Here is a 23,880-nt window from a genome sequence, read left to right on the forward strand (position 1 = left end):
AGGTGACCGCCTCCCTGATCAAGCTGATCATCTTCATCGTGATCACCGTGATGTTCACCGCGGTGCTCGGCATCAGCATCGCCAACCTGAACCTGAGCAACACGGCCACCTACACCGCGCGCTTCACCGACGCGACGCTGGTGCTGCCCAACGACGACGTGCGGATCGCCGGGGTCCGCGTCGGCCAGGTGTCCGACGTGCGGATCGTGGACCGGCGCCAGGCCGAGGTGGAGTTCGAGGTCGACGCCGGGCGCACGCTGCCGGCCGGGGTGACCGCGACGATCAAGTTCCGCAACCTGGTCGGCCAGCGCTACATCGCGCTCGGCCAGGGCACCGGCACGGCCGGGGACACGCTGCCCGAGGGCGGCACCATCCCGCTGGAGCGCACCAAGCCCGCCCTGGACCTGACCGAGTTGTTCAACGGGTTCAAGCCGCTGTTCCGCGCGCTGAACCCGGAGGACATGAACAAGCTGTCCTACCAGGTCATCCAGGTGCTGCAGGGCGAAGGCGGCACGGTGGAGAGCCTGCTCGCCCACACCGCCTCGCTGACCAGCACGATCGCCGAGAAGGACCAGGTGATCGGCGAGGTGATCACCAACCTCAACGGCGTGCTGGACACGATCAACCAGCGCACCCCGCAGCTGTCCGACCTGATCGCCACGCTGCAGCGGCTGGTCACCGGGCTGGCCGAGGACCGCAAGCCGATCGGCGACGCGATCGACTCACTCGGCGGGCTGGCCGAGACGACCTCGGGTCTGCTCACCGAGGCCCGTGAGCCGCTGAAGAACGACATCGCCGCGCTGGGCGAGCTGACCCAGAACCTGAACGAGAACGAGCCGCTGGTGGAGCACTTCATCCAGTTCCTGCCGCACAAGGTGGCCACGCTGAGCCGGACCGCCGACTACGGCTCCTGGTTCAACTTCTTCGCCTGTGAGGTCACCGGCAGCGTGTCGCTGCCGCCGCTGATCAGCCAGCCGATCAACCTGCCGATCGCGCCGGTCAACCGGGAGCGGTGTGGCGCATGAAGAGCTTCCAGCAACGCAACCCCGTCCCCATCGCGCTGGCCGGCATCGCGGTGATCCTGCTCGGCGTGCTCGCCGCGCTGAACTCCGAGGACCTGCCGGTGATCGGCGGCGGCACCAGCTACACCGCCGAGTTCGGGGAGGCGGCCGGCCTGGTTGCCGACGACGAGGTCCGGATCGCCGGGGTCAAGGTCGGCGCGGTCTCCGACATCGAACTGGCCGGGGACAAGGTCCGGGTCTCGTTCAAGATCAAGGACGCCTGGCTGGGTGACAAGACGAGCGCGGCGATCAAGCTGAAGACCCTGCTCGGGCAGAAGTACCTGGCGCTCGACCCCATCGGCGACGAGGTGCTCGACCCCGGCGTGGCCATCCCGCGCGAGCGCACCGCCTCGCCGTACGACGTGCTGGACGCCTTCCGCGGCCTGTCCGAAACCGTCGACGAGATCGACACCACCCAGCTGGCGAAGAGCTTCGACGTGCTGTCGGACACCTTCTCCGACACCCCGGACGACGTGAAGGGCGCGCTCTCCGGGCTCTCGGAGCTGTCCGACACCATCGCCAAGCGCGACGACCAGCTCGCGCAGCTGCTGGCCAACACCAAGCAGGTCAGCCAGACCCTGGTCGACCGCGACGCCGAGGTGACCAAGCTGATCGCCGACGGCAACCTGCTGCTCGACGAGGTCGCCAAGCGCAAGGAGGCGATCAGCTCGCTGCTCGAGGGCACCAAGACCCTGTCGAGGGAGCTGCGCGGGCTGATCGAGGACAACGACGCGCAGCTGGACCCGGTGCTCACCCAGCTCGACCAGCTCACCTCGATGCTCGAGCGCAACCAGGACTCACTGGAAGCGGGCCTGCGCGAGTTCGCCCCGTTCATCCGGGTGTTCACCAACACCATCGGCAACGGCCGCTGGTTCGACAACTACATCTGCGGCCTGCTGCTGCCGTCCGTCGGCCCGATCAACGAAGACGGGTGCAACGCGAAATGACCGATACCCGCTTCGGAATGAACGTGGCCCGCTGGCTCAGCGTGGCCTGCGTGCTGGCGCTGCTGGTGGCAGGCGGCCTGTGGTGGACCCTGAAGGACCCGGGCCGCAAGCACCTGACCGCGTGGTTCCCCACCGCGATCGGCCTGTACGAGGGCAACAGCGTGCGCATGCTCGGCGTGCCGATGGGCACGGTGGAGAAGGTCGAGCCGCTCGGCGACCGGGTGCGCGTGACCATGGAGTACGACCGCGCGGTCGCCGTGCCCGCCGAGGCGCAGGCGGTGATCGTGGCGCCGTCGCTGGTCAGCGACCGCTACGTGCAGCTGACCCCGGCGCACACCGGCGGCCCGGTGATCGAGGAGGGCGCGACCATCCCGCTCGAGCGCACCGCGGTGCCGCTCGAGGTGGACGACCTCTACGCCAGCCTCAGCCAGGTCAGCCAGTCGCTCGGGCCGAACGGGGTGAACAAGGACGGCTCGCTGTCGACCCTGCTGACCACGCTCGCCGAGAACTTCGACGGCAACGGCAAGGCGCTGCACGACACGATCACCCGGCTCGGCCAGGCCTCCGGCACGCTGGCGGGCAACAAGGATGACCTGTTCGCCACCGTGCGCAACCTGGGCGACTTCTCCACCACGCTGGCCAACAGCGACGGGCAGATCCGCGACTTCGAGCGCCAGCTCGCCGACGTCACCGGCTTCCTGGCCGACGAGCGCGGCAACCTGGCCGAGACGGTCCAGCAGCTCGGCCCGACGCTGGAGCAGGTGCAGGCCTTCGTGGAGAAGAACCGCGACAAGCTCAAGTCCAATGTGGACAAACTGGCCAGCATCACCAGGACGCTGGTGGACCAGCGCGGCTCGCTGGCCGAGATCCTGGACGTGGCGCCGGTCGGCCTCGGCAACCTGGTCAACACCTACAACGCCTCGTCCGGCACGCTCGACGCCAGGGCCAACCTGAACGAGCTGACCCAGCCGCCGGTGCTGATGGTGTGCAACCTGCTCAAGCAGACGCCGGACCAGCTCGACCTGGTCGGGGACCTGTGCAAGGGTCTGCAGCCGGTGCTCGACGGCGCGCTGCCGCTGCCGTCGGTGGCGCAGGTGGTGGCCGCGGCCAAGAAGGGCGAGGCACCGCCACTGCCCCTGCCGCTGGTCGACGTGATGTCGGGAGGTGCCCAGTGAAGCGGACCGCGTTCGCCGCGCTCGGGGCCGTCGCCGCGGTGACCCTCTCCGGCTGCGGGTTCACCGGCATCTACGACATCCCGCTGCCCGGTGGCGCCGACCTCGGCGACCACCCGTACACCGTCAAGGTGCAGTTCCGCGACGTGCTCGACCTGATCCCGCAGGCCGGGGTCAAGGTCAACGAGGTGCCGGTCGGCCGGGTGGAGGGCATCGCGCTCTCGCCGGACGGCTGGACCGCCGAGGTCAGCCTCCTGGTCAACGGGAACGTGGAGCTGCCGTCCAACGCGCTGGCGAACCTGCGGCAGTCGAGCCTGCTCGGCGAGAAGTACGTCGAGCTGAGCCCGCCCGCCGAGGCCAAGGCCGGCGAGCGCCTCGCCGACGGCATGCTCATCCCGATCGAGCGGACGAACCGCAACGTCGAGGTCGAAGAGGTGCTCGGCGCGCTGTCGATGCTGCTCAACGGCGGTGGCGTGGAGCAGCTCAACACCATCACCAAGGAGCTGAACGCGGCCACCGAGGGCCGCGCGCCGGACCTGAAGAACCTGCTCAACAACGCCAACGACCTGGTCACCAGCCTGGACGAGCAGTCGGGGAACATCACCCGGGCGCTGGACGGGCTGAACCGCCTGTCGTCCACGCTGAACGGGCAGCGCGACCAGATCGCCGGCGCGCTGGACAACCTCGGACCGGGGCTCAAGACGCTGGAGGAGCAGCGCGGGCAGCTGGTCACCATGCTGCAGGCGCTCAACGACCTCTCCGCGGTCGCCACCGACACGGTGAACAAGAGCCAGGAAGACCTGGTGGCCAACCTCAAGGCGCTGCAGCCGACGCTGCAGAAGCTCGGTGAGGCCGGGTCCGACCTGCCGAAGGCGCTCGAACTGCTGCTGACCTTCCCGTTCAGCGACGCGGCCGTGGACGGCGTCAAGGGCGACTACTTCAACCTCTACGCCAAGATCGACCTCAACCTGAACGAGATTCTGGCGAACCTGGGCCGCAGCAGGCAGAACCCGTTGCAGGACATCCTGCCCGAGGACCTCGGCCTGACCGGCGGGCGCGAAGGGGTCGACCCGAACGCGCCCCCGCTGCTGCCGTTGCCCACGTCCACGCCGATCGTCGGGGGCGGCGTGCCCAGCGCGCCGACCGGCGGTCAGGCACCGGCGCCGCAGCAGAGCGGCATCGGCGGCATCTTCGACGTGCTCTCAGGAGGTGCCGGCTGATGTTGGTGCGCAAGACGAAGCTCCAGCTGGTGGCCTTCGTGGTGATCGCGGTGCTGTCCATCGTGTACGCGTTGTTCCGGTTCACCGACGTGGGCAAGGTCTTCGGCCAGGGCGGCTACACGGTCCACCTGCAGCTGAACGCCAGCGGCGGCATCTTCTCCAACGCCGAGGTGACCTACCGCGGGTACAACGTGGGCCGCGTCGGGCAGCTGTCGCTGACCGAGCGCGGGCTGCAGGCCGACCTGGACATCGACCCCGACATGCCGCAGATCCCGTCGGACCTGCAGGCGCTGGTGATCAACCGGTCGGCGGTCGGCGAGCAGTTCGTCGACCTGCGGCCGAAGCACGAGGACGGGCCGTTCCTGGAGCAGGGCTCGGTGATCCCGGCCGACCGGGCCGTCACCCCGGTACCCACCGACCAGGTGCTCGGCGACCTCGACAGCCTGGCCGCCTCGGTGCCCACCGACGCGCTGCGCACCGTGGTCGACGAGTCCTACGACGCCTTCACCGGCACGGGTGACGACCTCCAGGTGCTGATGGACACCGCCCGCGACTTCACCAGGGCCGCCCAGGAGAACCTGCCGGAGACGGTCAACCTGCTCGAGCAGGGCGGGAAGGTGCTGGAGACGCAGAACGACCTGTCCGGCTCGTTCGCCTCGTTCAGCGGCGACCTGAACAAGCTGTCGGAGACGCTGAAGAACTCCGACGGCGACCTCCGCAAGCTGATCGGCGTCACCCCGCAGGTGGCGCAGCAGATCAGCGAGGTGGTCCAGGAAACCGGCCCCGGCCTCGGCGCGGTGGTGGCGAACCTGCTCACCACGTCGAACCTGCTGGTCACCCGGCTGGACGGGCTGGAGCAGGGGCTGGTGACCTACCCGCTGCTCTCGGTCGGCGCGCAGACGGTGGCGCCGGACGACGGCACCGCGCACCTCGGGCTGGCGCTCAACCTGTTCGACCCGCCGTCGTGCACCAAGGGCTACCGCGGCGTCGACGAGTTCCGCACCGGCAACCGCCCGGAGGACCTCACCCCGCGGCAGGCGAAGACCGATGCGTACTGTGCGGAACCCAAGGGCAGCCCGATCAACGTCCGCGGTTCGCAGAACGCGCCGTACAACGGGGTGCCGGTCATCCCGACCGACGAGGAGCTCAAGGCCAACGCCAACCGCTCCGAGGAGGAGCTGGCCGCCCTGCGCGGGGTGCCGGGCATCGCGGGCAGCCCCGGGCTGAGCCTGACCAGCCTGCCTTCGCTGTTCGGCCTGCCCGGCTGAGAGAAGTCTGGAGAGCTATGGATTCGGAGAAGGACCCGGTGGCCGACGAGGCCGTGGTGAAAACCGCGCCCCGGCCACGGGACCGCACGCGCCCGCTGCTGCTCGGCGCGGCCGCGCTGGCCACCGCGGCCTTCCTCGCCGCGGCGATCTTCGGCATCCAGTGGTGGGTCTCGGCCACCGGCGACGACGCCGAACTGGCCCAGGCGCGCGACGAGGTGCTGGTGGCGGGCACGGCGGCGGTGAAGGCGTTCACCGAGTTCGACTACAACAACCTCGACCAGTACTTCCAGAAGCAGCAGGAGCTGTCCACCGGGGCGATCCAGGAGCAGGCCCGCAACTCCGAGGGCAAGTTCCGCGAGGCGATCGGCCAGGCGCAGACGGTGGTGGTGACCACCGTGCAGGACATCGCGGTGGAGGAGCTGAACGAGCACGAGGGCAAGGCGACCTGCCTGGTGGCGCTGTCCACGGACGTGACGAAGGGCGCCGAGAAGGGCGTCAAGTCGCTGCGCGTGGAGATCGAGATGACCAGGGTCGGGGACGAGTGGAAGCTGTCGAGCATCGGCAACGTCCCCGTCGTCGGCGCTGGACAGCAGTGAGGAGCTTCTTCTGATGGCCAACCGTCGCCAGCCGCCCCGCCCCGGCAGCACCCCGGTGCGGCGGCCCAAGGTGGCCGGCATCCGCAGGCCCGGCGCGGAGTCCGAGCCCCAGACGCCGAGCCGTCCGAGCCCGAAGCCGCGCCCGGAGCCCGAGGTCGTGGAGGCTCCTTCTTCGGCTGCGGCTGCGGAGCCGGTGGTCGAGGAGGAGGCCGTCGTCGAGCCGGTCTCGGAACCGGTCTCGGAGCCGGTCGAGCCCGATGCCCCGGTCGTGAAGGCGAAGCCGAGCCCACGTCCGAAGGCGCGGGACACCGGCGTGCCGAAGCCGACCTCGGAAGCCGAGGCCGAAGAGGTCCCCGAGCCCGCGTTCACCCAGGTGGTCTTCGACCAGCCGAAGCGGCCGAGCCGGTTGCTGCTGCCGTTGCTGCTGGTGGCCGCCGTGGCGTTCGCCGGGCTGGCGGTGTGGTTCAAGATCGAGGAAAGCGAAGTCTCCGCGGCGACGGACAACACCGCGCTGCTGGACGTGGCGAAGACCGCGCAGGTGAAGCAGGCCGTGACCAGTGCCGCCGAGGCGCTGTTCTCCTACGACTTCAACGACATCGCGAAGACCGAGAACGCGGCCAACGAGCTGCTGGTCAACGACGAGGTGCGGCAGAAGTACAACGGCTTCATGGGCGAGGTGAAGCGGCTCGCGCCGGAGCAGAAGATGGTGGTGACCATGAAGGTCACGCGCAGCGCCGTGGTGCTGATCGACGGCGACCGGGCCAAGGTGATGGTCTCCGCCGACCAGACCTCCACGCGCACCGCCCAGAACCAGACCTCCGCCGGCGGCGCCCAGATGTGGTTCACCACCGAACTGCGCGACGGCAAGTGGAAGATCACCGACCTGAACACCTACTCCGGCGGCCAACCAGCCCAGCCCACCACCCCACCCCCCGCCCCCACCGCCCCACCCACCAACTAACCCCCACACCCGAACCCCACGCTCACGCACCCGAGCCCCACACTCACGCACCCGAACCTCACGTTCGGGAAGCCGAGCCCCACACTCACGCACCCGAGCCCCACACTCACGCACCCCAACCTCACGTTCGGGAAGCCGAGTTCCACACTCGGGCACCCGAACCCCACGTTCGTGCAGCCGAACCCCACGTTCAGGCGCCCGAGTGCCACGTTCAGGCACCTGAACCCCACGTTCGGGAAGCCGAGTTCCACATTCGGGCACCCGAACTCCACGTTCGGGAAGCCGAACCGCACATTCAGGCGCCTGAGTTCCACATTCGGGCACCGAACCCACGTCGGGAAGCCGAGGTTCCACACTCGGGGGTATCCGAGTCCCACGTTCGGCGGCGAGTTCCACATTCGGGCACCCGAGCGCCACGTTTGGGCGGCGAGCTCCACACTCGGGCACCCGAGCGCCACGTTTGGGCGGCGAGTTCGACACTCGTGCAGCCGAGTTCGGCGCCTGGACGGGCGAACGCCTCATCGGGCTGCCGAACCCCACGTTCGGGTAGGTGTATCCCACGTTCAGGGAGCCGAGTCCCACATTCAGGGGCTTCCTGGAGCGGCTGAGGCCGCCCTGGTGCCTGGAGCCGCGCCAGGGCGGCGAGTCCCACACTCGGGCCGGGCACCTGAACGTGGGGTTCGGGCGCCTGAACGTACGACTCGGCTGCCCGAGTGTGGGGTTCGGCTTCCGGAACGTGGGGTTCGGGTGCCTGAGTGTGTAGTTCGGGCGCGTGGGTGTGGGGTTCGGGGGTATAGGGCGTGGCGGGCCGCGTGGGGGCGTGGGGGCCACGGTGGGGGCCTGGGGGTTTGGGTGGGTGGGCTCGGGAGCCTCCGTGGTCACAGGAGTCCCGCGCCGGATGGGCGTCACGAAAGCCACATCCGGGACGTCAGACGTCCCGAAAGCCACATTCGTGACACCGCTAAAGGCCTGGTGGGAGCCCGCTCGGGGGCACCGGTACGCTTGTGACTCTGTGCACAAGGGCGCTGCACGCTCCGCCATCCGGCGGAAAAACCCGCCCTGAACCTGCGGTTTGGCGACCAGGCGGGAGTGGCATCTTGACTCGCGGTCTCCGGCGGGTCACGCTTACTCCCAACGGCCCGCCTCGTGCGGGAGGGCAGGGCCGAAGACACCGGGAAACCGGCGTCGTGGAAGGCAGGCGCATGAGGCTGGGCCCCCGTCGGGCGTGCCCCCTCGACAAGCGCGGCCTTCGGGGCTAGACTGCTTCTTTGCGCTGCCCTCTTTCAGGCTGCCCGAAGCAGGCAGCTAGGATGGTCGGCACCACCGCACCCTTGACAGCACGTGTTACGCCCTGCTAGCGCGTCTGTCAGCCGCTCATTGTCCCTGGAAGGACGCATCTTGGCAGTCTCTCCCGCGAACCAGGCCACTGCTGCGACCACCTCGGCTGTATCTGCTTCGGAGTCTTCAGAGCTCGCGACCATCCCCGGCGCCCCCAAGCGGGTGTCGTTCGCGAAGATTCGCGAGCCGCTGAGTACTCCGAACCTGCTGGACGTGCAGATCCGGTCATTCGAATGGTTCACCGGCGACGAGGCGTGGTTCGAACGCCGCGTCGAGGAAGGCGAAGAGAACCCGGTCGGCGGTCTGGAGGAGGTCCTCAACGAGATCTCCCCGATCGAAGACTTCTCCGGCTCCATGTCCCTCTCCTTCTCCGACCCGCGCTTCGACGAGGTCAAGGCCTCCGTCGAGGAGTGCAAGGACAAGGACATGACGTACGCGGCGCCGCTGTTCGTCACCGCCGAGTTCGTCAACAACAACACCGGCGAGATCAAGAGCCAGACGGTCTTCATGGGTGACTTCCCGGTGATGACCGACAAGGGCACCTTCGTCATCAACGGCACCGAGCGTGTCGTGGTGTCCCAGCTGGTCCGCTCGCCCGGCGTCTACTTCGACTCCAACGTCGACAAGGCCACCGACAAGGACGTCTTCAGCACCCGCATCATCCCGAGCCGCGGCGCGTGGCTCGAGTTCGACGTGGACAAGCGCGACACCGTCGGCGTCCGCATCGACCGCAAGCGCCGCCAGCCGGTCACCGTGCTGCTGAAGGCGCTCGGCTGGACCACCGAGGCGATCCGCGAGCGCTTCTCCTTCTCCGAGACGCTGATGGCGACCCTCGAGAAGGACCACACCGCGGGCACCGACGAGGCCCTGCTCGACATCTACCGCAAGCTGCGCCCCGGCGAGCCGCCGACCAAGGAGAGCGCGCAGACCCTGCTGGAGAACCTCTTCTTCAAGGACAAGCGCTACGACCTGGCCAAGGTGGGCCGGTACAAGGTCAACAAGAAGCTGGGCCTGACCACCCCGTACGACACCGGGACGCTGACCGAAGAGGACATCGTCTCCACCATCGAGTACCTGGTCCGGCTGCACGCCGGCGAGGACAAGATGACCGTCGGCGACCAGACCATCCCGGTCGAGACCGACGACATCGACCACTTCGGCAACCGCCGCCTGCGCACCGTCGGCGAGCTGATCCAGAACCAGATCCGGGTCGGCCTGTCCCGGATGGAGCGCGTCGTCCGCGAGCGGATGACCACGCAGGACGTCGAGGCGATCACCCCGCAGACCCTGATCAACATCCGTCCCGTGGTGGCGGCGATCAAGGAGTTCTTCGGCACCTCGCAGCTCTCGCAGTTCATGGACCAGAACAACCCGCTGTCCGGGCTGACCCACAAGCGCCGCCTGTCGGCGCTCGGCCCCGGTGGTCTGTCCCGTGAGCGCGCCGGCATGGAGGTCCGCGACGTCCACCCGTCGCACTACGGCCGCATGTGCCCGATCGAGACGCCGGAAGGCCCGAACATCGGCCTGATCGGCTCGCTGTGCTCCTACGCGCGGGTCAACCCGTTCGGCTTCATCGAGACCCCGTACCGCAAGGTGGTCGAGGGCCGGGTCACCGACCAGGTCGACTACCTGACCGCGGACGAGGAAGACCGCTTCGTCAAGGCGCAGGCCAACGCCTCGATCGACAACGAGGGCAACTTCCTCGAGGACCGCGTCCTGGTCCGGAAGAAGGGCGGCGAGGTCGAGCTGATCGACCCGCTGGACGTGGACTACATGGACGTCTCGCCGCGCCAGATGGTGTCGGTCGCGACGGCGATGATCCCGTTCCTCGAGCACGACGACGCGAACCGCGCGCTGATGGGCGCGAACATGCAGCGCCAGGCCGTGCCGCTGCTGCGCAACTCGGCGCCGCTGGTCGGCACCGGGGTGGAGCTGCGGGCCGCGGTCGACGCCGGTGACGTGCTCGTCGCCGAGCAGGCCGGGGTGGTCGAGGAGCTCTCCGCCGACCTGATCACGATCATGCACGACGACGGGTCGCGGAAGAGCTACGGACTGTACAAGTTCCGCCGCTCCAACCACGGCACCTGCTTCAACCACCGCCCGATCGTCAACGAGGGCGACCGGGTCGAGCAGGGTCAGGTCATCGCCGACGGCCCGTCCACCGAGAACGGTGAGATGGCGCTCGGCAAGAACCTGCTCGTCGCGGTCATGCCGTGGGAGGGCCACAACTACGAGGACGCGATCATCCTGTCGCAGCGCCTCGTGCAGGACGACGTGCTCACCTCGATCCACATCGAAGAGCACGAGATCGACGCCCGCGACACCAAGCTCGGCGCCGAGGAGATCACCCGGGACATCCCGAACGTCTCCGAGGAGGTGCTGGCCGACCTCGACGAGCGCGGCATCATCCGCATCGGTGCCGAGGTCCGCGACGGCGACATCCTGGTCGGCAAGGTCACGCCCAAGGGTGAGACCGAGCTGACCCCGGAGGAGCGCCTGCTCCGCGCGATCTTCGGTGAGAAGGCCCGCGAGGTGCGCGACACCTCGCTGAAGGTGCCGCACGGCGAGACCGGCAAGGTCATCGGTATCCGGGTGTTCTCCCGCGAGGACGACGACGAGCTGCCCCCGGGCGTCAACGAGCTGGTCCGCGTCTACGTGGCCCAGAAGCGCAAGATCCAGGACGGCGACAAGCTCGCCGGCCGCCACGGCAACAAGGGTGTCATCGGCAAGATCCTCCCGGTCGAGGACATGCCGTTCATGGAGGACGGCACCCCGGTCGACGTGGTGCTGAACACCCACGGTGTGCCCCGTCGTATGAACATCGGCCAGATCCTCGAGTTGCACCTCGGGTGGCTGGCTTCGCAGGGCTGGAAGGTCGAGGGCAACCCCGACTGGGCGAAGAGCCTCCCGGCCGAGCTGCACGACGTGGACCCCGGCACGAACACCGCCACCCCGGTGTTCGACGGCGCCAAGGAGGAGGAGCTGACGGGTCTGCTGTCGGCGACCAAGCCCAACCGCGACGGCGAGCGCATGGTCAAGCAGAACGGCAAGGCCACCCTGCTCGACGGCCGCTCCGGCGAGCCGTTCCCGTACCCGGTCTCGGTCGGCTACATGTACATCCTGAAGCTGCACCACCTGGTCGACGACAAGATCCACGCCCGCTCCACCGGCCCGTACTCGATGATCACCCAGCAGCCGCTGGGTGGTAAGGCGCAGTTCGGTGGCCAGCGCTTCGGTGAGATGGAGTGCTGGGCGATGCAGGCCTACGGCGCGGCCTACACGCTGCAGGAGCTGCTGACGATCAAGTCGGACGACGTGATCGGCCGGGTGAAGGTGTACGAAGCCATCGTCAAGGGCGAGAACATCCCGGAGCCGGGTATCCCGGAGTCGTTCAAGGTGCTGTTGAAGGAGCTGCAGTCGCTCTGCCTCAACGTGGAGGTCCTGTCCTCCGACGGGGCGGCGATCGAGATGCGCGACTCCGACGACGAGGACCTCGAGCGCGCCGCGGCGAACCTCGGCATCAACCTGTCCCGCAACGAGTCGCCCTCGGTGGACGACGTCGTTCAATGACCGCGCAAGCCGGTGGGTGCCCCGTGACGGGCACCCGCCGGACTGCCGCCCCCGCTATTCGAAACAACCCCAAGGGGATGCAACGACGTGCTGGACGTCAATTTCTTCGATGAGCTCCGGATCGGCCTCGCCACCGCTGACGACATCCGCCAGTGGTCCTTCGGTGAAGTGAAGAAGCCGGAGACCATCAACTACCGCACGCTCAAGCCGGAGAAGGACGGGCTCTTCTGCGAGAAGATCTTCGGTCCGACCCGCGACTGGGAGTGCTACTGCGGTAAGTACAAGCGGGTCCGCTTCAAGGGCATCATCTGCGAGCGCTGCGGCGTCGAGGTGACCCGCGCCAAGGTGCGGCGTGAGCGGATGGGCCACATCGAGCTGGCCGCCCCGGTCACCCACATCTGGTACTTCAAGGGCGTGCCCTCGCGGCTGGGTTACCTGCTCGACCTGGCCCCGAAGGACCTCGAGAAGATCATCTACTTCGCGGCCTACGTGATCACCGGCGTGAACACCGAGCTGCGGCACAACGACCTGCCGACCCTCGAGAACGAGATCGGTGTCGAGCGCAAGAACCTCGAGCTCAAGCGCGACGCCGACATCGAGGCCCGCGCGCAGAAGCTGGAAGCCGACCTGGCCGAGCTGGAGGCGGAGGGCGCCAAGTCCGACGTCCGCCGCAAGGTCAAGGAGGGCGGCGAGCGCGAGATGCGCCAGCTGCGCGACCGCGCCGGGCGTGAGCTGGACCGCCTCGAAGAGGTCTGGACCACGTTCACCAAGCTCGAGCCGCGCCAGCTGATCGCCGACGAGCTGCTCTACCGCGAGCTGATCGACCGCTACGGCGAGTACTTCACCGGTGGCATGGGCGCGGAGGCCATCCAGAAGCTGGCCGCCGAGTTCGACGTGGCCGCCGAGGCCGAGAACCTGCGCGACACCATCCGCAACGGCAAGGGGCAGAAGAAGCTCCGCGCGCTCAAGCGGCTCAAGGTCGTCGCGGCCTTCCAGGTCACCGGCAACGACCCGCGTGGCATGGTGCTCGACGCCGTGCCGGTCATCCCGCCGGACCTGCGCCCGATGGTGCAGCTCGACGGTGGCCGGTTCGCCACCTCGGACCTGAACGACCTCTACCGCCGCGTGATCAACCGGAACAACCGGCTCAAGCGGCTGATCGACCTCGGCGCGCCCGAGATCATCGTGAACAACGAGAAGCGGATGCTGCAGGAGGCCGTCGACGCGCTGTTCGACAACGGCCGCCGCGGCCGCCCGGTGACCGGTCCCGGTAACCGCCCGCTGAAGTCGCTGTCCGACCTGCTCAAGGGCAAGCAGGGCCGGTTCCGCCAGAACCTGCTCGGCAAGCGCGTGGACTACTCCGGCCGTTCGGTGATCATCGTCGGGCCGCAGCTGAAGCTGCACCAGTGCGGTCTGCCGAAGGACATGGCGCTGGAGCTGTTCAAGCCGTTCGTGATGAAGCGGCTGGTCGACCTGAACCACGCGCAGAACATCAAGTCCGCCAAGCGGATGGTGGAGCGCTCGCGCCCGCAGGTGTGGGACGTGCTCGAAGAGGTCATCACCGGCCACCCGGTGATGCTGAACCGCGCACCGACCCTGCACCGCCTCGGTATCCAGGCCTTCGAGCCGCAGCTGGTCGAGGGCAAGGCCATCCAGCTGCACCCGCTGGTCTGCGAGGCGTTCAACGCGGACTTCGACGGTGACCAGATGGCGGTGCACCTGCCGCTGTCGGCCGAGGCGCAGGCCGAGGCCCGCATCCTGATGCTGTCGGCGAACAACATCCTCTCCCCGGCCTCGGGTCGCCCGCTGGCGATGCCGCGTCTGGACATGGTGACCGGGCTGTTCCACCTGACCCGCCTCACCGAGGACGCCGACGGTGCCGGGCAGGCCTTCTCCTCGCCGGCCGAGGCCATCATGGCCTTCGACCGCAAGGCGATCAGCCTGCACGCGCCGATCAAGATCCGCGTCAAGGACCGCCAGCCGGCCAAGGCCGACGAGGCCCGCCTGGCCGAAAAGGGCTGGGAGCCCGGCAAGCCGTGGCTGGCCGAGACCACCCTGGGCCGCGTGCTGTTCAACGAGCTGCTGCCGGCGGACTACCCGTTCGTGAACGAGCCGATGCCGAAGAAGCGGCAGGCCGCGATCGTGAACGACCTCGCCGAGCGGTACTCGATGACCCAGGTCGCGCAGACGCTGGACCGCCTCAAGGACGCCGGTTTCTACTGGGCCACCCGGTCCGGGGTCACCGTCGCCATCTCCGACGTGCTGGTGCCCGACGAGAAGAAGGGCATCCTCGAGGAGTACGAGGGCAAGGCCGACCAGGTCGAGAAGCGCTACCAGCGCGGTCAGCTCTCGCACGCCGAGCGCAACAACGAGCTGGTGAAGGTCTGGACCCAGGCGACCGAGGACGTCGCCAAGGTGATGGAAGCGCACTTCCCCGACGACAACCCGATCTCGATCATCGTGAAGTCCGGGGCCGCGGGCAACATGACCCAGGTCCGGTCGCTGGCCGGGATGCGTGGACTGGTGTCGAACCCGAAGGGTGAGTACATCCCGCGCCCGATCAAGGCGAACTTCCGTGAGGGCCTGTCGGTGGCGGAGTACTTCATCGCCACGCACGGTGCGCGAAAGGGTCTGGCCGACACCGCGCTGCGTACCGCCGACTCGGGTTACCTGACCCGTCGTCTGGTGGACGTGTCGCAGGACGTCATCGTCCGCGAGGTCGACTGCGGCACCACCCGCGGGATCAACATGATCATCGGTGAGGACATCGGTGGCGGCAAGGTGCTGCGCGACCAGCACGTGGAGACCAGCGTCTACGCCAGGACCCTGGCGGCCGACGCGGCCGACTCCAGCGGCAACGTGGTGCTCAACGCCGGTGACGACATCGGCGACCCGGCCATCGAGAAGCTGATCTCCAGCGGCATCTCGAAGGTCAAGGTCCGCAGCGTGCTGACCTGCGAGTCGGCTGTCGGCATCTGCGCCACCTGCTACGGGCGCTCGATGGCGACCGGTCAGCTGGTGGACGTCGGCGAGGCGGTGGGCATCGTGGCCGCCCAGTCGATCGGTGAGCCGGGTACGCAGCTGACCATGCGTACCTTCCACCAGGGTGGCGTCGCCGGTGACGACATCACCACCGGTCTGCCGCGTGTGCAGGAGCTGTTCGAGGCCCGCGTGCCGAAGGGCAAGGCGCCGATCGCCGACGTCGACGGCCGCGTGCGGATCGAGGAGAGCGAGCGGTTCTGGAAGATCACCCTGATCCCGGACGACGGGTCGGAGGAGATCGTGTTCGACAAGCTGTCCAAGCGGCAGCGGCTGGCGAACACCCCGGACGGCCCGCTAGCCGACGGCGACCACGTCAACGTCGGGCAGCAGCTGCTCGAGGGCACGCCGGACCCGCACGAGGTGCTCCGCGTGATGGGTCCCCGCGAGGCGCAGATGCACCTCGTGGACGAGGTCCAGAAGGTGTACCGGGCGCAGGGTGTGTCGATCCACGACAAGCACATCGAGGTCATCGTGCGGCAGATGCTGCGCCGCGTGACGATCATCGACTCCGGGGCCACGGACTTCCTGCCGGGCGAGCTGCCCGAGCGGACCAAGTTCGAGGCGACGAACCGGGCCGCGGTCGCCGAGGGCGGCGAGCCCGCTTCGGGTCGCCCGGTGCTGATGGGGATCACGAAGGCCTCGCTGACCACGGACTCGTGGCTGTCGGCGGCGTCGTTCCAGGAGACCACCCGCGTGCTGACCGACGCGGCCATCAACGGCCGGTCGGACAAGCTCGTGGGCCTCAAGGAGAACGTGATCATCGGTAAGCTGATCCCGGCCGGTACCGGCATCAACAAGTACCGGAACATCCAGGTGCAGCCGACCGAGGAGGCGCGGGTCGCCGCCTACGCGATCCCGTCCTACGACGACGGCTACTACACCCCGGACGTGTTCGGCACCGGCACCGGTGCCGCCGTCCCGCTGGACGACTACGACTTCGGTCGCGACTTCCGGTAAGGGTTTCCGCTACACCGGAGAGCCCCCGCCCCCATCATGGGAGCGGGGGCTCTCCCTATTTGTAGGGCTGGCCGATGTCACGAATGTGGCTTTCGAGACGCCAAACGTCCCGAAAGCCACATTCGTGACACCCCCTCCTGCCCCGCGCCCCTCCCCTCCGCACCGAACCCCACACCCAGGCACCCGAGCCCCACGTCCGCGGGGCGAGTCCCACGCTCAGGCACCCGAGTTCCACACTCGGGCAGCTGAGTCTCACGTTCGGGAGCCCGAGCTTCACGTTGGGGCACGCGGCTTCCACATTCGTGCGCGTGAACTACACGTTGGCGCGGCTGAGTTCGACATTCAGGCGGCCGAGTTCCACGTTGGTGCGGCCGAAATGCACGTTGGCGGGCGCGAGTTCCACGTTCGGGCAGCTGAGTTCCACGTTCGCGTGGCTGGGGTCGACGTTCGCGGCGGGTGTGTAGCGGCGAGGGCGGCGCGTGTGGTGGGGAAGGCGTGCGGGTGCGGAGAGGTGGGTGGCGTGCGGGCTGGAGGCGGGGAAAGGCTGGCCAGGGGGCGGAAATGCGTTAGCCCGCAGAAGCAGGAAGGGGCCGATGCTTCTGCGGGCTAAAGCTGGAATGCCTGGTCAGGGGGTGTTTCGGCGGGCGACGATGACGGTGCGGACGATGGCGACGATCAGCAGGCCGCCTGGGAGGAGGATCCAGGCCAGAGGGTTGCTGACGCCGCCGAGTAGCAGGACGGCGATCACCAGCACCAGGGCGCCCAGGTCGACGGCGAGTTGGGTGCCGGGGGTGTCGGCGAGTTTGGTGCCCAGCAGGATTTGGAAGTGTTTCACGTTCGTGGCTCCCAGCGGAAGAAGCGGCCGATGACCGCGGCGAACAGGACGCCCCACAGCAGGGTCGAGCCCAGGTCGACGGTGAGTGGGGTGAAACCGGTGTCGAAGCCGGACCAGCCCTTCGCGAGCAGGTTCGACGGGCCGATCAGGGGCATGAGTGAGCCCGCGGTGGCGACCTGTTCGTCGCCGGAGCCGACCATGAACAGGCCCGCGAGTGCGCCGATCATGACCGGGAACGAGGTGACGTGGGTGGCCTCGACGCTCTTGCTCAGCGCCGCCGTCGCCATGCCCGCGGTGACGGTCAGCAGCACCCCGCCTGCCATGCCGAGCACCACCAGCCACGGGTGGGTGGGCATCGGTGCGCCCAGGAACAGGCAGAACACGAAGTAAGCCAGCGCCTGCACCACGCCCATCGCCACCACCGGCATGGTGATCGCGCCGATCACCCCGGCGTCGGTCAGTTCCGTCGTGCGCAACCGCTTGAGCACCAGCGACTGCCGCCGGGCGGTGTAGATGGTCATGCTGGTCATGAACACCGACAACAGCATCAGCATGGTGAACCGGTCGCCCAGCAGCGAACCCCAGTTCTCCGGCTGCCGGTCGCGCACGCCGAACCAGGTCAGCACGCACAACCCGATCGGCATCACCGTCGCCGAGAACAGGGTGAGCTTGCGCCGGAACAGCAACCGGATCTCGAACCAGCCGTGCCGCACCATCATGGTCATCGCTGTGCCCCCACGGTCAGGAAGATCTCCGACAGGGACGCCTGCGTGGCCGACAACCGGCCGAGCTTGACGCCGTGCTGCCTCGCCCAGTCCAGCAGCAGGCCCAGGTCGTCCTGCAACTCCGCGGTTTCCACCACCAGCAACGCCCCCCGTTCGTCCAAAGTGGAATCGAGGGTGCCGTCGAAGACGGGCAGCGGGTGGTCGAGCGCGGTGGCGGGCACCAGCGCGGTGATCCGCGACGGGTGCGCGGCGAGCACCTCGGTCAGCGTGCCCGCCACCGAGATCCGGCCCTGGTGCATGATCGCCACCCGGTCGGCCAGCGCCTCGGCCTCCTCCAGGTAGTGCGTGGTGAGCAGGATCGTGCTGCCCTCGTCACGCATGCGCTCGACCGTCTTCCACAACCGCTGCCGCGACTCCGGGTCCAGCCCGGTGGTCGGCTCGTCGAGCACCACCAGCTCCGGCCGTCCCCAGGTGGCCAGCGCGAAGTCCAGCCGCCGCTTCTCACCACCGGACAGCTGCTCCACGCGCGTGTTCCGGCGGTGCGCCAGCTCCACGCGGTCCAGCAGCTCCTCGACGTCGTCGTCCCGGCTGCTCAGCGAACCCCACAACCGCAGGGTTTCCACTGTGGACAGTTCCTCGATCAGCCCGGCCTGCTGCAGCATCACCCCCATCCGCGGTTTCAACCGCGATCTGGCGCGCGCCGGATCGTGCCCGAACACCCGGATGCTGCCGGACTCCGGCCGCCGGAAGCCTTCGATCAGCTCCAGCGTGGTGGTCTTGCCGGCGCCGTTGGTGCCGAGCAGCGCGAAGATCTCACCGCCGCGCACGGTGAAGTCGATCCCGTCGACCGCGGTGAACCCGTCGTAGGAGTACTTCAGCTCGGAGATCTCGATCGCGTTCATGACCCCGGACGATGCCGCCGCGGCCCGGCCGAACCCAGTCGCCGGTGTCACCGGAGCAGATGACGGTCGTACGCGCGGGACGTGACAGGTGTCATCGGTGGTTACTGTGAGCCGGTGCGCGCGATGAAGTGGCGGGTGGGGGCCGGGGACCGCGGCGCCCTCGAATCGCTGCGCCGCTACAACCGGTACAACGTGCTCGTCTCGCTGTTCCTGCTCGCCGGGGTGCTGGTGCTGAGCGAGAGCGCCGACCGGCCGAACCCGGTGCGGGCGGCGGCGCTCGGGCTGGGGCTGCTGGTGTTCGTGCTCAGTCACCTGCGCTGGACGGTCCGGTCGATCGCCGGGCCGATCCCGCGGATGTCGTGGCCGGAGGCGGTCCTGCTCGCGCTGGTCTCGGCCGGGGTGGTCGTGGCCGCCTTCGCCACCGAGGGCAGCGGCGCGATGTGGGCGCTGGCCACCGGACTGGTGGCGCACGACCTGCTCATCGCCAGGTTCCCCGGCGCCGGGTGGCGGCTGGTGTTCGGTTTCGCGGCGTTGATGGCGCTCGCCGCCGCGGTCACCCTGCTGTTCATGGGAGGCACGCAGGTGCCCCAGCAGGCCGCGGTCGTGTTCGTGCTGGCCCCGGTGATGACCTACGCCGAGGTGTTGCTGCTCCGCCAGTGGACGCTGACCCTGGAACTGGAGAAGGCCCGGCTCGACGCGGCGGATCTGGCCACCACCAAGGAGCGGCTGCGGCTGGCGGAGGACCTGCACGACATCCTCGGGCACGCGCTCGAAGTGGTCTCGCTCAAGAGCGAACTGGCCAGCAGGCTCAGCGAGGTCGACCCGGAACGGTCCCGCGCGGAACTCAACGAGGTGCAGCGGCTGGCCAGGGGCGCGGTGCACGACGTGCGCGCGCTGGTGCAGGGCAGGCGGTCGACCGAGCTGGCGATCGAGATCGCCGGCGCACGCGGGCTGCTCGAGTCGGCGGGCATCCGCTGGCAGTTCACCGGCGACCCGTCGCGGTTGAGCAGTGCGGCGAGCGAACTGCTCGGGCGGGTGCTGCGTGAGGCGGTGACCAATCTGCTCCGGCACGCCGACGCGAGCCATTGCCTGGTACGACTGGAAATCCGCGACGGCCGGGCCGTGCTCCACGTGCGCAACGACGGTGTCGCCCCGATGCGGGAAGAGGACCGTGAGGGGTCCGGCCTGCGCGGGCTGAACCGGCGCATCACCGAAGCCGGTGGCGAGTTCTCCGCCGAGGCCCACGACAACGCGTTCGAAGTGCGGGCGGAGGTGCCCAGATGATCCGCGTCGTGCTCGCCGACGACGAGCAGCTGACCAGGCAGGCCATCGAGTCGCTGCTGAACCTGGAGCCTGACCTGACCGTGGTGGCCGGGGTGCCGGACGGCGCCGCGGCGCTGGAGGCGGTCGCCGAGCACCGGCCGGACGTGCTCGTGGTGGACCACGAGATGCCGGTGCTCGACGGCCTCGCCGTGCTGGAGCGGGTTGCCCGCACCTACCCGGGGGTGCGCTCGGTGATGCTCACCCGGCACGCCCGTCCCGGTGTGCTGCGGCAGGCGCTTTCCTCCGGTGCCAAGGGTTTCCTGGCGAAGACGGCTCCGGCCTCACTGCTCGCCGAGGTGATCCGGCGGGTTCACGCCGGACTGCGGTACGTCGACCCCGAGTTCGCCGCCGACGCGATCGCCGAGGTCGACTGCCCGCTGACCGAGCGCGAACTGGACGTGCTGCGCCTGGTCGACGACACCACCACCGCCACCGAGATCGCGCGGGCGATGCACCTGTCGGCGGGCACCGTGCGCAACTACACCTCATCCGCGATGACCAAGCTCGGGGCACGCAGCCGCGGGCAAGCCGCTCGCATCGCCCGCGACCACGGCTGGATCTAGTACACCGATTTCCGGGAAATCGGGAAGTCGAAGTAGGTGTCCGGGTAGGGCTCGTCGTTGAGGGTGAAGTGCCACCACTCCTCGACCAGGTTGCGGAAACCGGCTTCCGCCATGGTGTTCACCAGCAGGTCGCGGTGTTCGCGGGCCTTGCCGGTGATCAGCGGGTTGGCCGTGTGCGAAAGCGTGTCGAAGCAGTCGAACCCGGTGCCCATGTCCACGGAGTTGTCCGGGAAGCGCTCGCCGGCCGGCGCGGTGCACGGTTCGAGCGGCTCACCCGGCACGTACGGGCGCTGTGGGCGCGGCGGCAGCTTCACCACGGTCAGGTCGACCGTGCTTCCCCGGCTGTGCCCCGACTTCTCGGCGATGTAGCCGTCGGCGAACAGCCGGTCCTTGGCCACGTTGGGGTAGAACTCGGGCTTCATCTTCTCGTCTTCGAGGTCCTTGGCCCAGCGCACGAAGTGGTCGACCGCGCGCTGCGGGCGGAAGCAGTCGTAGACCTTCAGCGAGTAACCGCGGGCGAGCAGCTTCCACTGCGCGCGCCGCAACGCTTCGGCGGCGGGCCGGGTGAGGATGCACAGCGGTTCGCGGTAGCCGTCGACCGGCGTGCCGACGAAGTTGTGCGGGCCGTGGTACCGGATGTCGTGCTGGATGGTCGGGGCGAAGTCCCGCAGCACCACGAACGGGCGGGCCGAAGTCGCCTGGGCCGGCGCGGCGAAGGCGGCGCCGGACAGCAGGACGGCCGCGGCGGCGGTGAACACCTTGCGGAGGATCATCCGCCCTTGGTAGCAGCCGAGTTCCGGGGCTACGGTAACGAATGGATAACGGGCCAGGCCGAACGGCATCATTCCGAACTGAGCGCGGGTACCGCGGTCCGGCGGCGTTCTTTCAGTGCCAGCAGGGCGAGCGGGATCCCGGGGACCAGCAGCGTGGCGCCGAGACCGGTCATGACCACCGCGGACCAGGTGTTCTCGTAGATCGGGTAGGGCCACATCGGCGCGACGGAGACCTCGACGGTGTCGCCTTCGGCAGGCAGCGGGCCGAAGGCGAACCACCACGAGTGGTCCACGAAGATCCGGGTGCCCTCGAACAGGTATTCGCCGCTGACCAGGCGGGGAGAGCCGTCCCGGAAGGTGCTGGCGTCCTCGGTGCCGGTGACCAGGAGGCCGACGTTGTGGTCGAGGCCGACGAGGCTGCAGAGCCCGTTGGTGATCAGGTTGACCGCCGGCAGGCAGAACGCCAGCGCGCCGATGGCGAGCACCACGGCCGGCCAGATCGGCGGGAGGTTCTCGTCGCCCGCCTTCCGGCGGCGGGCCCTGCCGAGCACCTGGGACACGAAGATCACCACGAACGGGACCACCAGGAACACCACGAGGATGGTGATCGTGCCGGTCAGTCCGGCGCCGGCGATCAGCCAGAACAGGCTGGTGGCGACGACGAGGACGGAGATCGCGACGGTCAGCGGTTTGCGGCCGCTGCTCAGTTTGCCGCGCAGCCAGCCGAGGATTCCCGCCAGCGCGTACCCGGCGACCACGAAAGCGGGCAGGTAGTCCTTGAACGTCACGAGTTCTCCTGTGGATCACTGCTCAGGGATGAGAGCAGCAGTGTGAGTTCGAGAGCGGCGCTCTTGAGTGGGAGCGTGGCTCTCGAAGTGGATCAGTGCCGGCCGTCGTAGGCGGCCAGCTTGCCGAGATTCTGGCGCAGGTCTCCGCGCTCGGGGCGGCCTTTCCAGCGGATGGACAGGAACTCGTCGTTCCCGAACAGGCCGGGGGAGAGTTCGAACCGGCGGTAGTCCTCGGAGAGAAAGAGCTGGTTCCACTCGGCATAACGTGCTGCCTGGGCCGTATCGCGTGGATCGACCGTTTTCCCCCGCTCCACCTCGACCCTGGTCGCGCCTCGCCGGATCGTCAGGACGCAGCGGTGCCGGTCCGCCGGGACCCAGCCGCTGCCACCGCCGTCGGCCGGGTTGCCGGTCCGGTGTTCCCACTCCTGCCGGTTGACCGCGGTGAGCAGGAACAACCAGTCGATCCGGCCGAAGACGTGCAGCACCTCCGACGGCAACGCGTTCTCCGGCCGAGCCGGGTCGAACCGCAGCCGCCGGGTGGACGGCACCGGCCCACCCGGGTCGCTGAGCCGCCGCACCTGCCAGTTGTGCTTGCGCTCCAACGAGTTCAGCTCGCGCTGGAACCTCCACGCGGAAAACATCAGAAGTTGAGGTCTTCGGTGTTCTCCTCGTGGCTCTGTTCCTCGCCGGTGCCGCCGTAGTCGGCGGCCTTCTTGCCGTTGTTGAGGTGGCCCAGCGGCTTGCCCGGCCTGAACCCGCCGTCCGCGCCGATGCCGACCTGACCCTGCAAGCTGCCCTTGCCCGCGTCGACCATCGACGAGACGAAGCTCTGCCCGAGCCCGCCGTCACCGTCGTTCTTGAGGCCGCCGAGCATGCGGCTGCCGACCATGCCGGTGTCCGCGTAGAGCTTGGTGCCCGCCGACGCCTTCACGCCCATTTCCTGCGCGCCGTCCTTGAGCCCGGTGTGCAGCGCGCTGCCCAGCTTGCGCTCGGCGAACGACTTCTTGATCGCCGCGCCCGCGGTCTTGAAGAAGTCCTTGAGCTTGGTGATCAGCTCGTGGATCTTGTCCAGCAGCTGGCGGAGCTTGCTCACCTTCTGCGTGGCGTTGGCCGCGGTGGTGGTGCCCTTGACCGTGGTCGCGGTGCCCGCGGCCGCGGTCGAGGCGCCGAAGCTGGGCACCGCGGCGGCCAGCGCCGGGATCCAGATCATGATCAGCCAGGTGATGAACTCGGTCAGCAGGGCTTTGATGAAGTCCTCGATGACCGACATGATCATGCTGGAGATCTGCAGCAGCTGGGCGATGTTCCCGGCCTCGGCGGCGGTGCCCTGGATGCCCTGGGCGAACGAGTCGACCTTGGCCTGGGCGGCGTCCTTCGCGTCCCCGGTCCAGTCCGCCAGCGCGGTCCCGGCTTCCTGGTGGTACTTCTGCGCGAACTTGACCAGCCCACCGGCGATGCTGTTGAAGTTGCCCGCCGCGTTGCCCAGCGCCGGGCCGTCACCGCTGACGAAGTGGATCAGGTCCTGCAGCGGCTGCACCACCACGAGCAGGAAGTTCAGCCCCTGCCCGACCAGCCAGCCGATCGGGTCGGTGGCGATACCGGAGGCGGCGTCGGTGCAGGACTGGATGAACCCGGTGGCGTCGACGGCCAGCCCGGCGACCTCGCCGCCGGTGACCTGGCCGTCGCTCATCGCGCCGATGCCGTTGTCGACGGCTTTGACCAGTCCGCCCGCGAGCGGGACCGCCTTGGCCACCTTTTCGCCGTAGCCGTCCTCGGCGGTGATGGAAATGCCGGACAGCTCGCCGGTGGTCTTCTCACCCATGGTCGCGGACTCCTCTG

At 68.7% G+C, this 23,880-nt stretch carries 18 protein-coding genes; 11 read left to right on the forward strand and 7 right to left on the reverse strand.

What is annotated here, in order from left to right; genetic code table 11:
- Window positions 1-2: 2 nt before the first annotated feature.
- From JOM49_RS09530 to JOM49_RS09570, 9 genes are all read left to right on the forward strand, one after another.
- Window positions 3-1,025, forward strand: a complete 1,023-nt coding sequence (locus JOM49_RS09530; RefSeq protein ID WP_372444213.1) for an MCE family protein — start codon at window positions 3-5, stop codon at window positions 1,023-1,025.
- A complete protein-coding gene (locus JOM49_RS09535; protein WP_209663963.1) occupies window positions 1,022-2,008 on the forward strand; it encodes an MCE family protein in 987 nt (328 codons plus the stop codon). Before JOM49_RS09530 ends, JOM49_RS09535 begins: the two co-directional genes overlap by 4 nt.
- Window positions 2,005-3,183 carry an MCE family protein gene (locus JOM49_RS09540; protein WP_209663964.1) on the forward strand — a complete coding sequence of 393 codons (1,179 nt, stop codon included), beginning with the start codon at window positions 2,005-2,007 and terminating at the stop codon, window positions 3,181-3,183. Before JOM49_RS09535 ends, JOM49_RS09540 begins: the two co-directional genes overlap by 4 nt.
- On the forward strand, window positions 3,180-4,400 hold the full coding sequence (locus JOM49_RS09545; RefSeq protein ID WP_209663965.1) for an MCE family protein: 1,221 nt from the start codon (window positions 3,180-3,182) through the stop codon (window positions 4,398-4,400). The genes JOM49_RS09540 and JOM49_RS09545 overlap by 4 nt, the downstream gene beginning before the upstream one ends.
- Entirely contained in the window at window positions 4,400-5,668 is a 1,269-nt protein-coding gene (locus JOM49_RS09550; protein WP_209663966.1) for an MCE family protein, read from the forward strand. The genes JOM49_RS09545 and JOM49_RS09550 overlap by 1 nt, the downstream gene beginning before the upstream one ends.
- Before the next feature lie 17 nt (window positions 5,669-5,685).
- Window positions 5,686-6,264 (forward strand): Rv1363c family protein, encoded by a 579-nt coding sequence (locus JOM49_RS09555; protein WP_245369277.1) that lies wholly within the window; start codon window positions 5,686-5,688, stop codon window positions 6,262-6,264.
- Between the two features lie 13 nt (window positions 6,265-6,277).
- Entirely contained in the window at window positions 6,278-7,225 is a 948-nt protein-coding gene (locus tag JOM49_RS09560) for a hypothetical protein (protein ID WP_308158700.1), read from the forward strand.
- 1,398 nt (window positions 7,226-8,623) lie between these two features.
- On the forward strand, window positions 8,624-12,133 hold the full coding sequence (rpoB, locus tag JOM49_RS09565; protein ID WP_209663967.1) for a DNA-directed RNA polymerase subunit beta: 3,510 nt from the start codon (window positions 8,624-8,626) through the stop codon (window positions 12,131-12,133).
- Window positions 12,134-12,220: 87 nt separating this feature from the next.
- Entirely contained in the window at window positions 12,221-16,132 is a 3,912-nt protein-coding gene (locus tag JOM49_RS09570) for a DNA-directed RNA polymerase subunit beta' (protein ID WP_209663968.1), read from the forward strand.
- 625 nt (window positions 16,133-16,757) lie between these two features.
- Here the strand turns inward: JOM49_RS09570 and JOM49_RS09575 are convergent.
- Genes JOM49_RS09575 through JOM49_RS09585 form a run of 3 tightly spaced genes read right to left on the reverse strand, consistent with a single transcriptional unit; the run spans window position 16,758 to window position 18,594 of the window.
- Entirely contained in the window at window positions 16,758-16,967 is a 210-nt protein-coding gene (locus JOM49_RS09575; RefSeq protein ID WP_209663969.1) for a hypothetical protein, read from the reverse strand.
- A complete protein-coding gene (locus JOM49_RS09580) occupies window positions 16,964-17,692 on the reverse strand; it encodes an ABC transporter permease (RefSeq protein WP_209663970.1) in 729 nt (242 codons plus the stop codon). Before JOM49_RS09580 ends, JOM49_RS09575 begins: the two co-directional genes overlap by 4 nt.
- Complete coding sequence (locus tag JOM49_RS09585; protein ID WP_209663971.1) at window positions 17,689-18,594, reverse strand: ABC transporter ATP-binding protein; 906 nt, start codon at window positions 18,592-18,594, stop codon at window positions 17,689-17,691. Before JOM49_RS09585 ends, JOM49_RS09580 begins: the two co-directional genes overlap by 4 nt.
- A 123-nt stretch (window positions 18,595-18,717) precedes the next feature.
- Here JOM49_RS09585 and JOM49_RS09590 point away from each other — a divergent pair, with 123 nt between their 5' ends.
- Together JOM49_RS09590 and JOM49_RS09595 are read left to right on the forward strand one after the other, a co-directional pair.
- Complete coding sequence (locus JOM49_RS09590) at window positions 18,718-19,878, forward strand: sensor histidine kinase (RefSeq protein WP_245370142.1); 1,161 nt, start codon at window positions 18,718-18,720, stop codon at window positions 19,876-19,878.
- Window positions 19,875-20,480 carry a response regulator transcription factor gene (locus tag JOM49_RS09595; protein ID WP_209663973.1) on the forward strand — a complete coding sequence of 202 codons (606 nt, stop codon included), beginning with the start codon at window positions 19,875-19,877 and terminating at the stop codon, window positions 20,478-20,480. Before JOM49_RS09590 ends, JOM49_RS09595 begins: the two co-directional genes overlap by 4 nt.
- Here JOM49_RS09595 and JOM49_RS09600 read toward each other — a convergent pair.
- The 4 genes from JOM49_RS09600 to JOM49_RS09615 all read right to left on the reverse strand — a co-directional run bounded on the left by JOM49_RS09600 (window position 20,477) and on the right by JOM49_RS09615 (window position 23,863).
- Window positions 20,477-21,253: a M15 family metallopeptidase gene (locus tag JOM49_RS09600; protein ID WP_209663974.1), complete on the reverse strand. Its 777-nt coding sequence runs from the start codon at window positions 21,251-21,253 to the stop codon at window positions 20,477-20,479. The two genes, JOM49_RS09595 and JOM49_RS09600, sit on opposite strands and share 4 nt — an antisense overlap.
- 68 nt (window positions 21,254-21,321) lie before the next feature.
- Window positions 21,322-22,041, reverse strand: coding sequence for a hypothetical protein (locus JOM49_RS09605; protein WP_209663975.1), 720 nt, complete (start codon window positions 22,039-22,041; stop codon window positions 21,322-21,324).
- Window positions 22,042-22,133: 92 nt separating this feature from the next.
- Window positions 22,134-22,643 carry a hypothetical protein gene (locus JOM49_RS09610; RefSeq protein WP_209663976.1) on the reverse strand — a complete coding sequence of 170 codons (510 nt, stop codon included), beginning with the start codon at window positions 22,641-22,643 and terminating at the stop codon, window positions 22,134-22,136.
- A gap of 38 nt (window positions 22,644-22,681) precedes the next feature.
- A complete protein-coding gene (locus tag JOM49_RS09615) occupies window positions 22,682-23,863 on the reverse strand; it encodes a WXG100 family type VII secretion target (protein WP_209663977.1) in 1,182 nt (393 codons plus the stop codon).
- Window positions 23,864-23,880 lie beyond the last annotated feature (17 nt).

The organism is Amycolatopsis magusensis (assembly GCF_017875555.1).
Taxonomy (GTDB): Bacteria; Actinomycetota; Actinomycetes; order Mycobacteriales; family Pseudonocardiaceae; genus Amycolatopsis; species Amycolatopsis magusensis.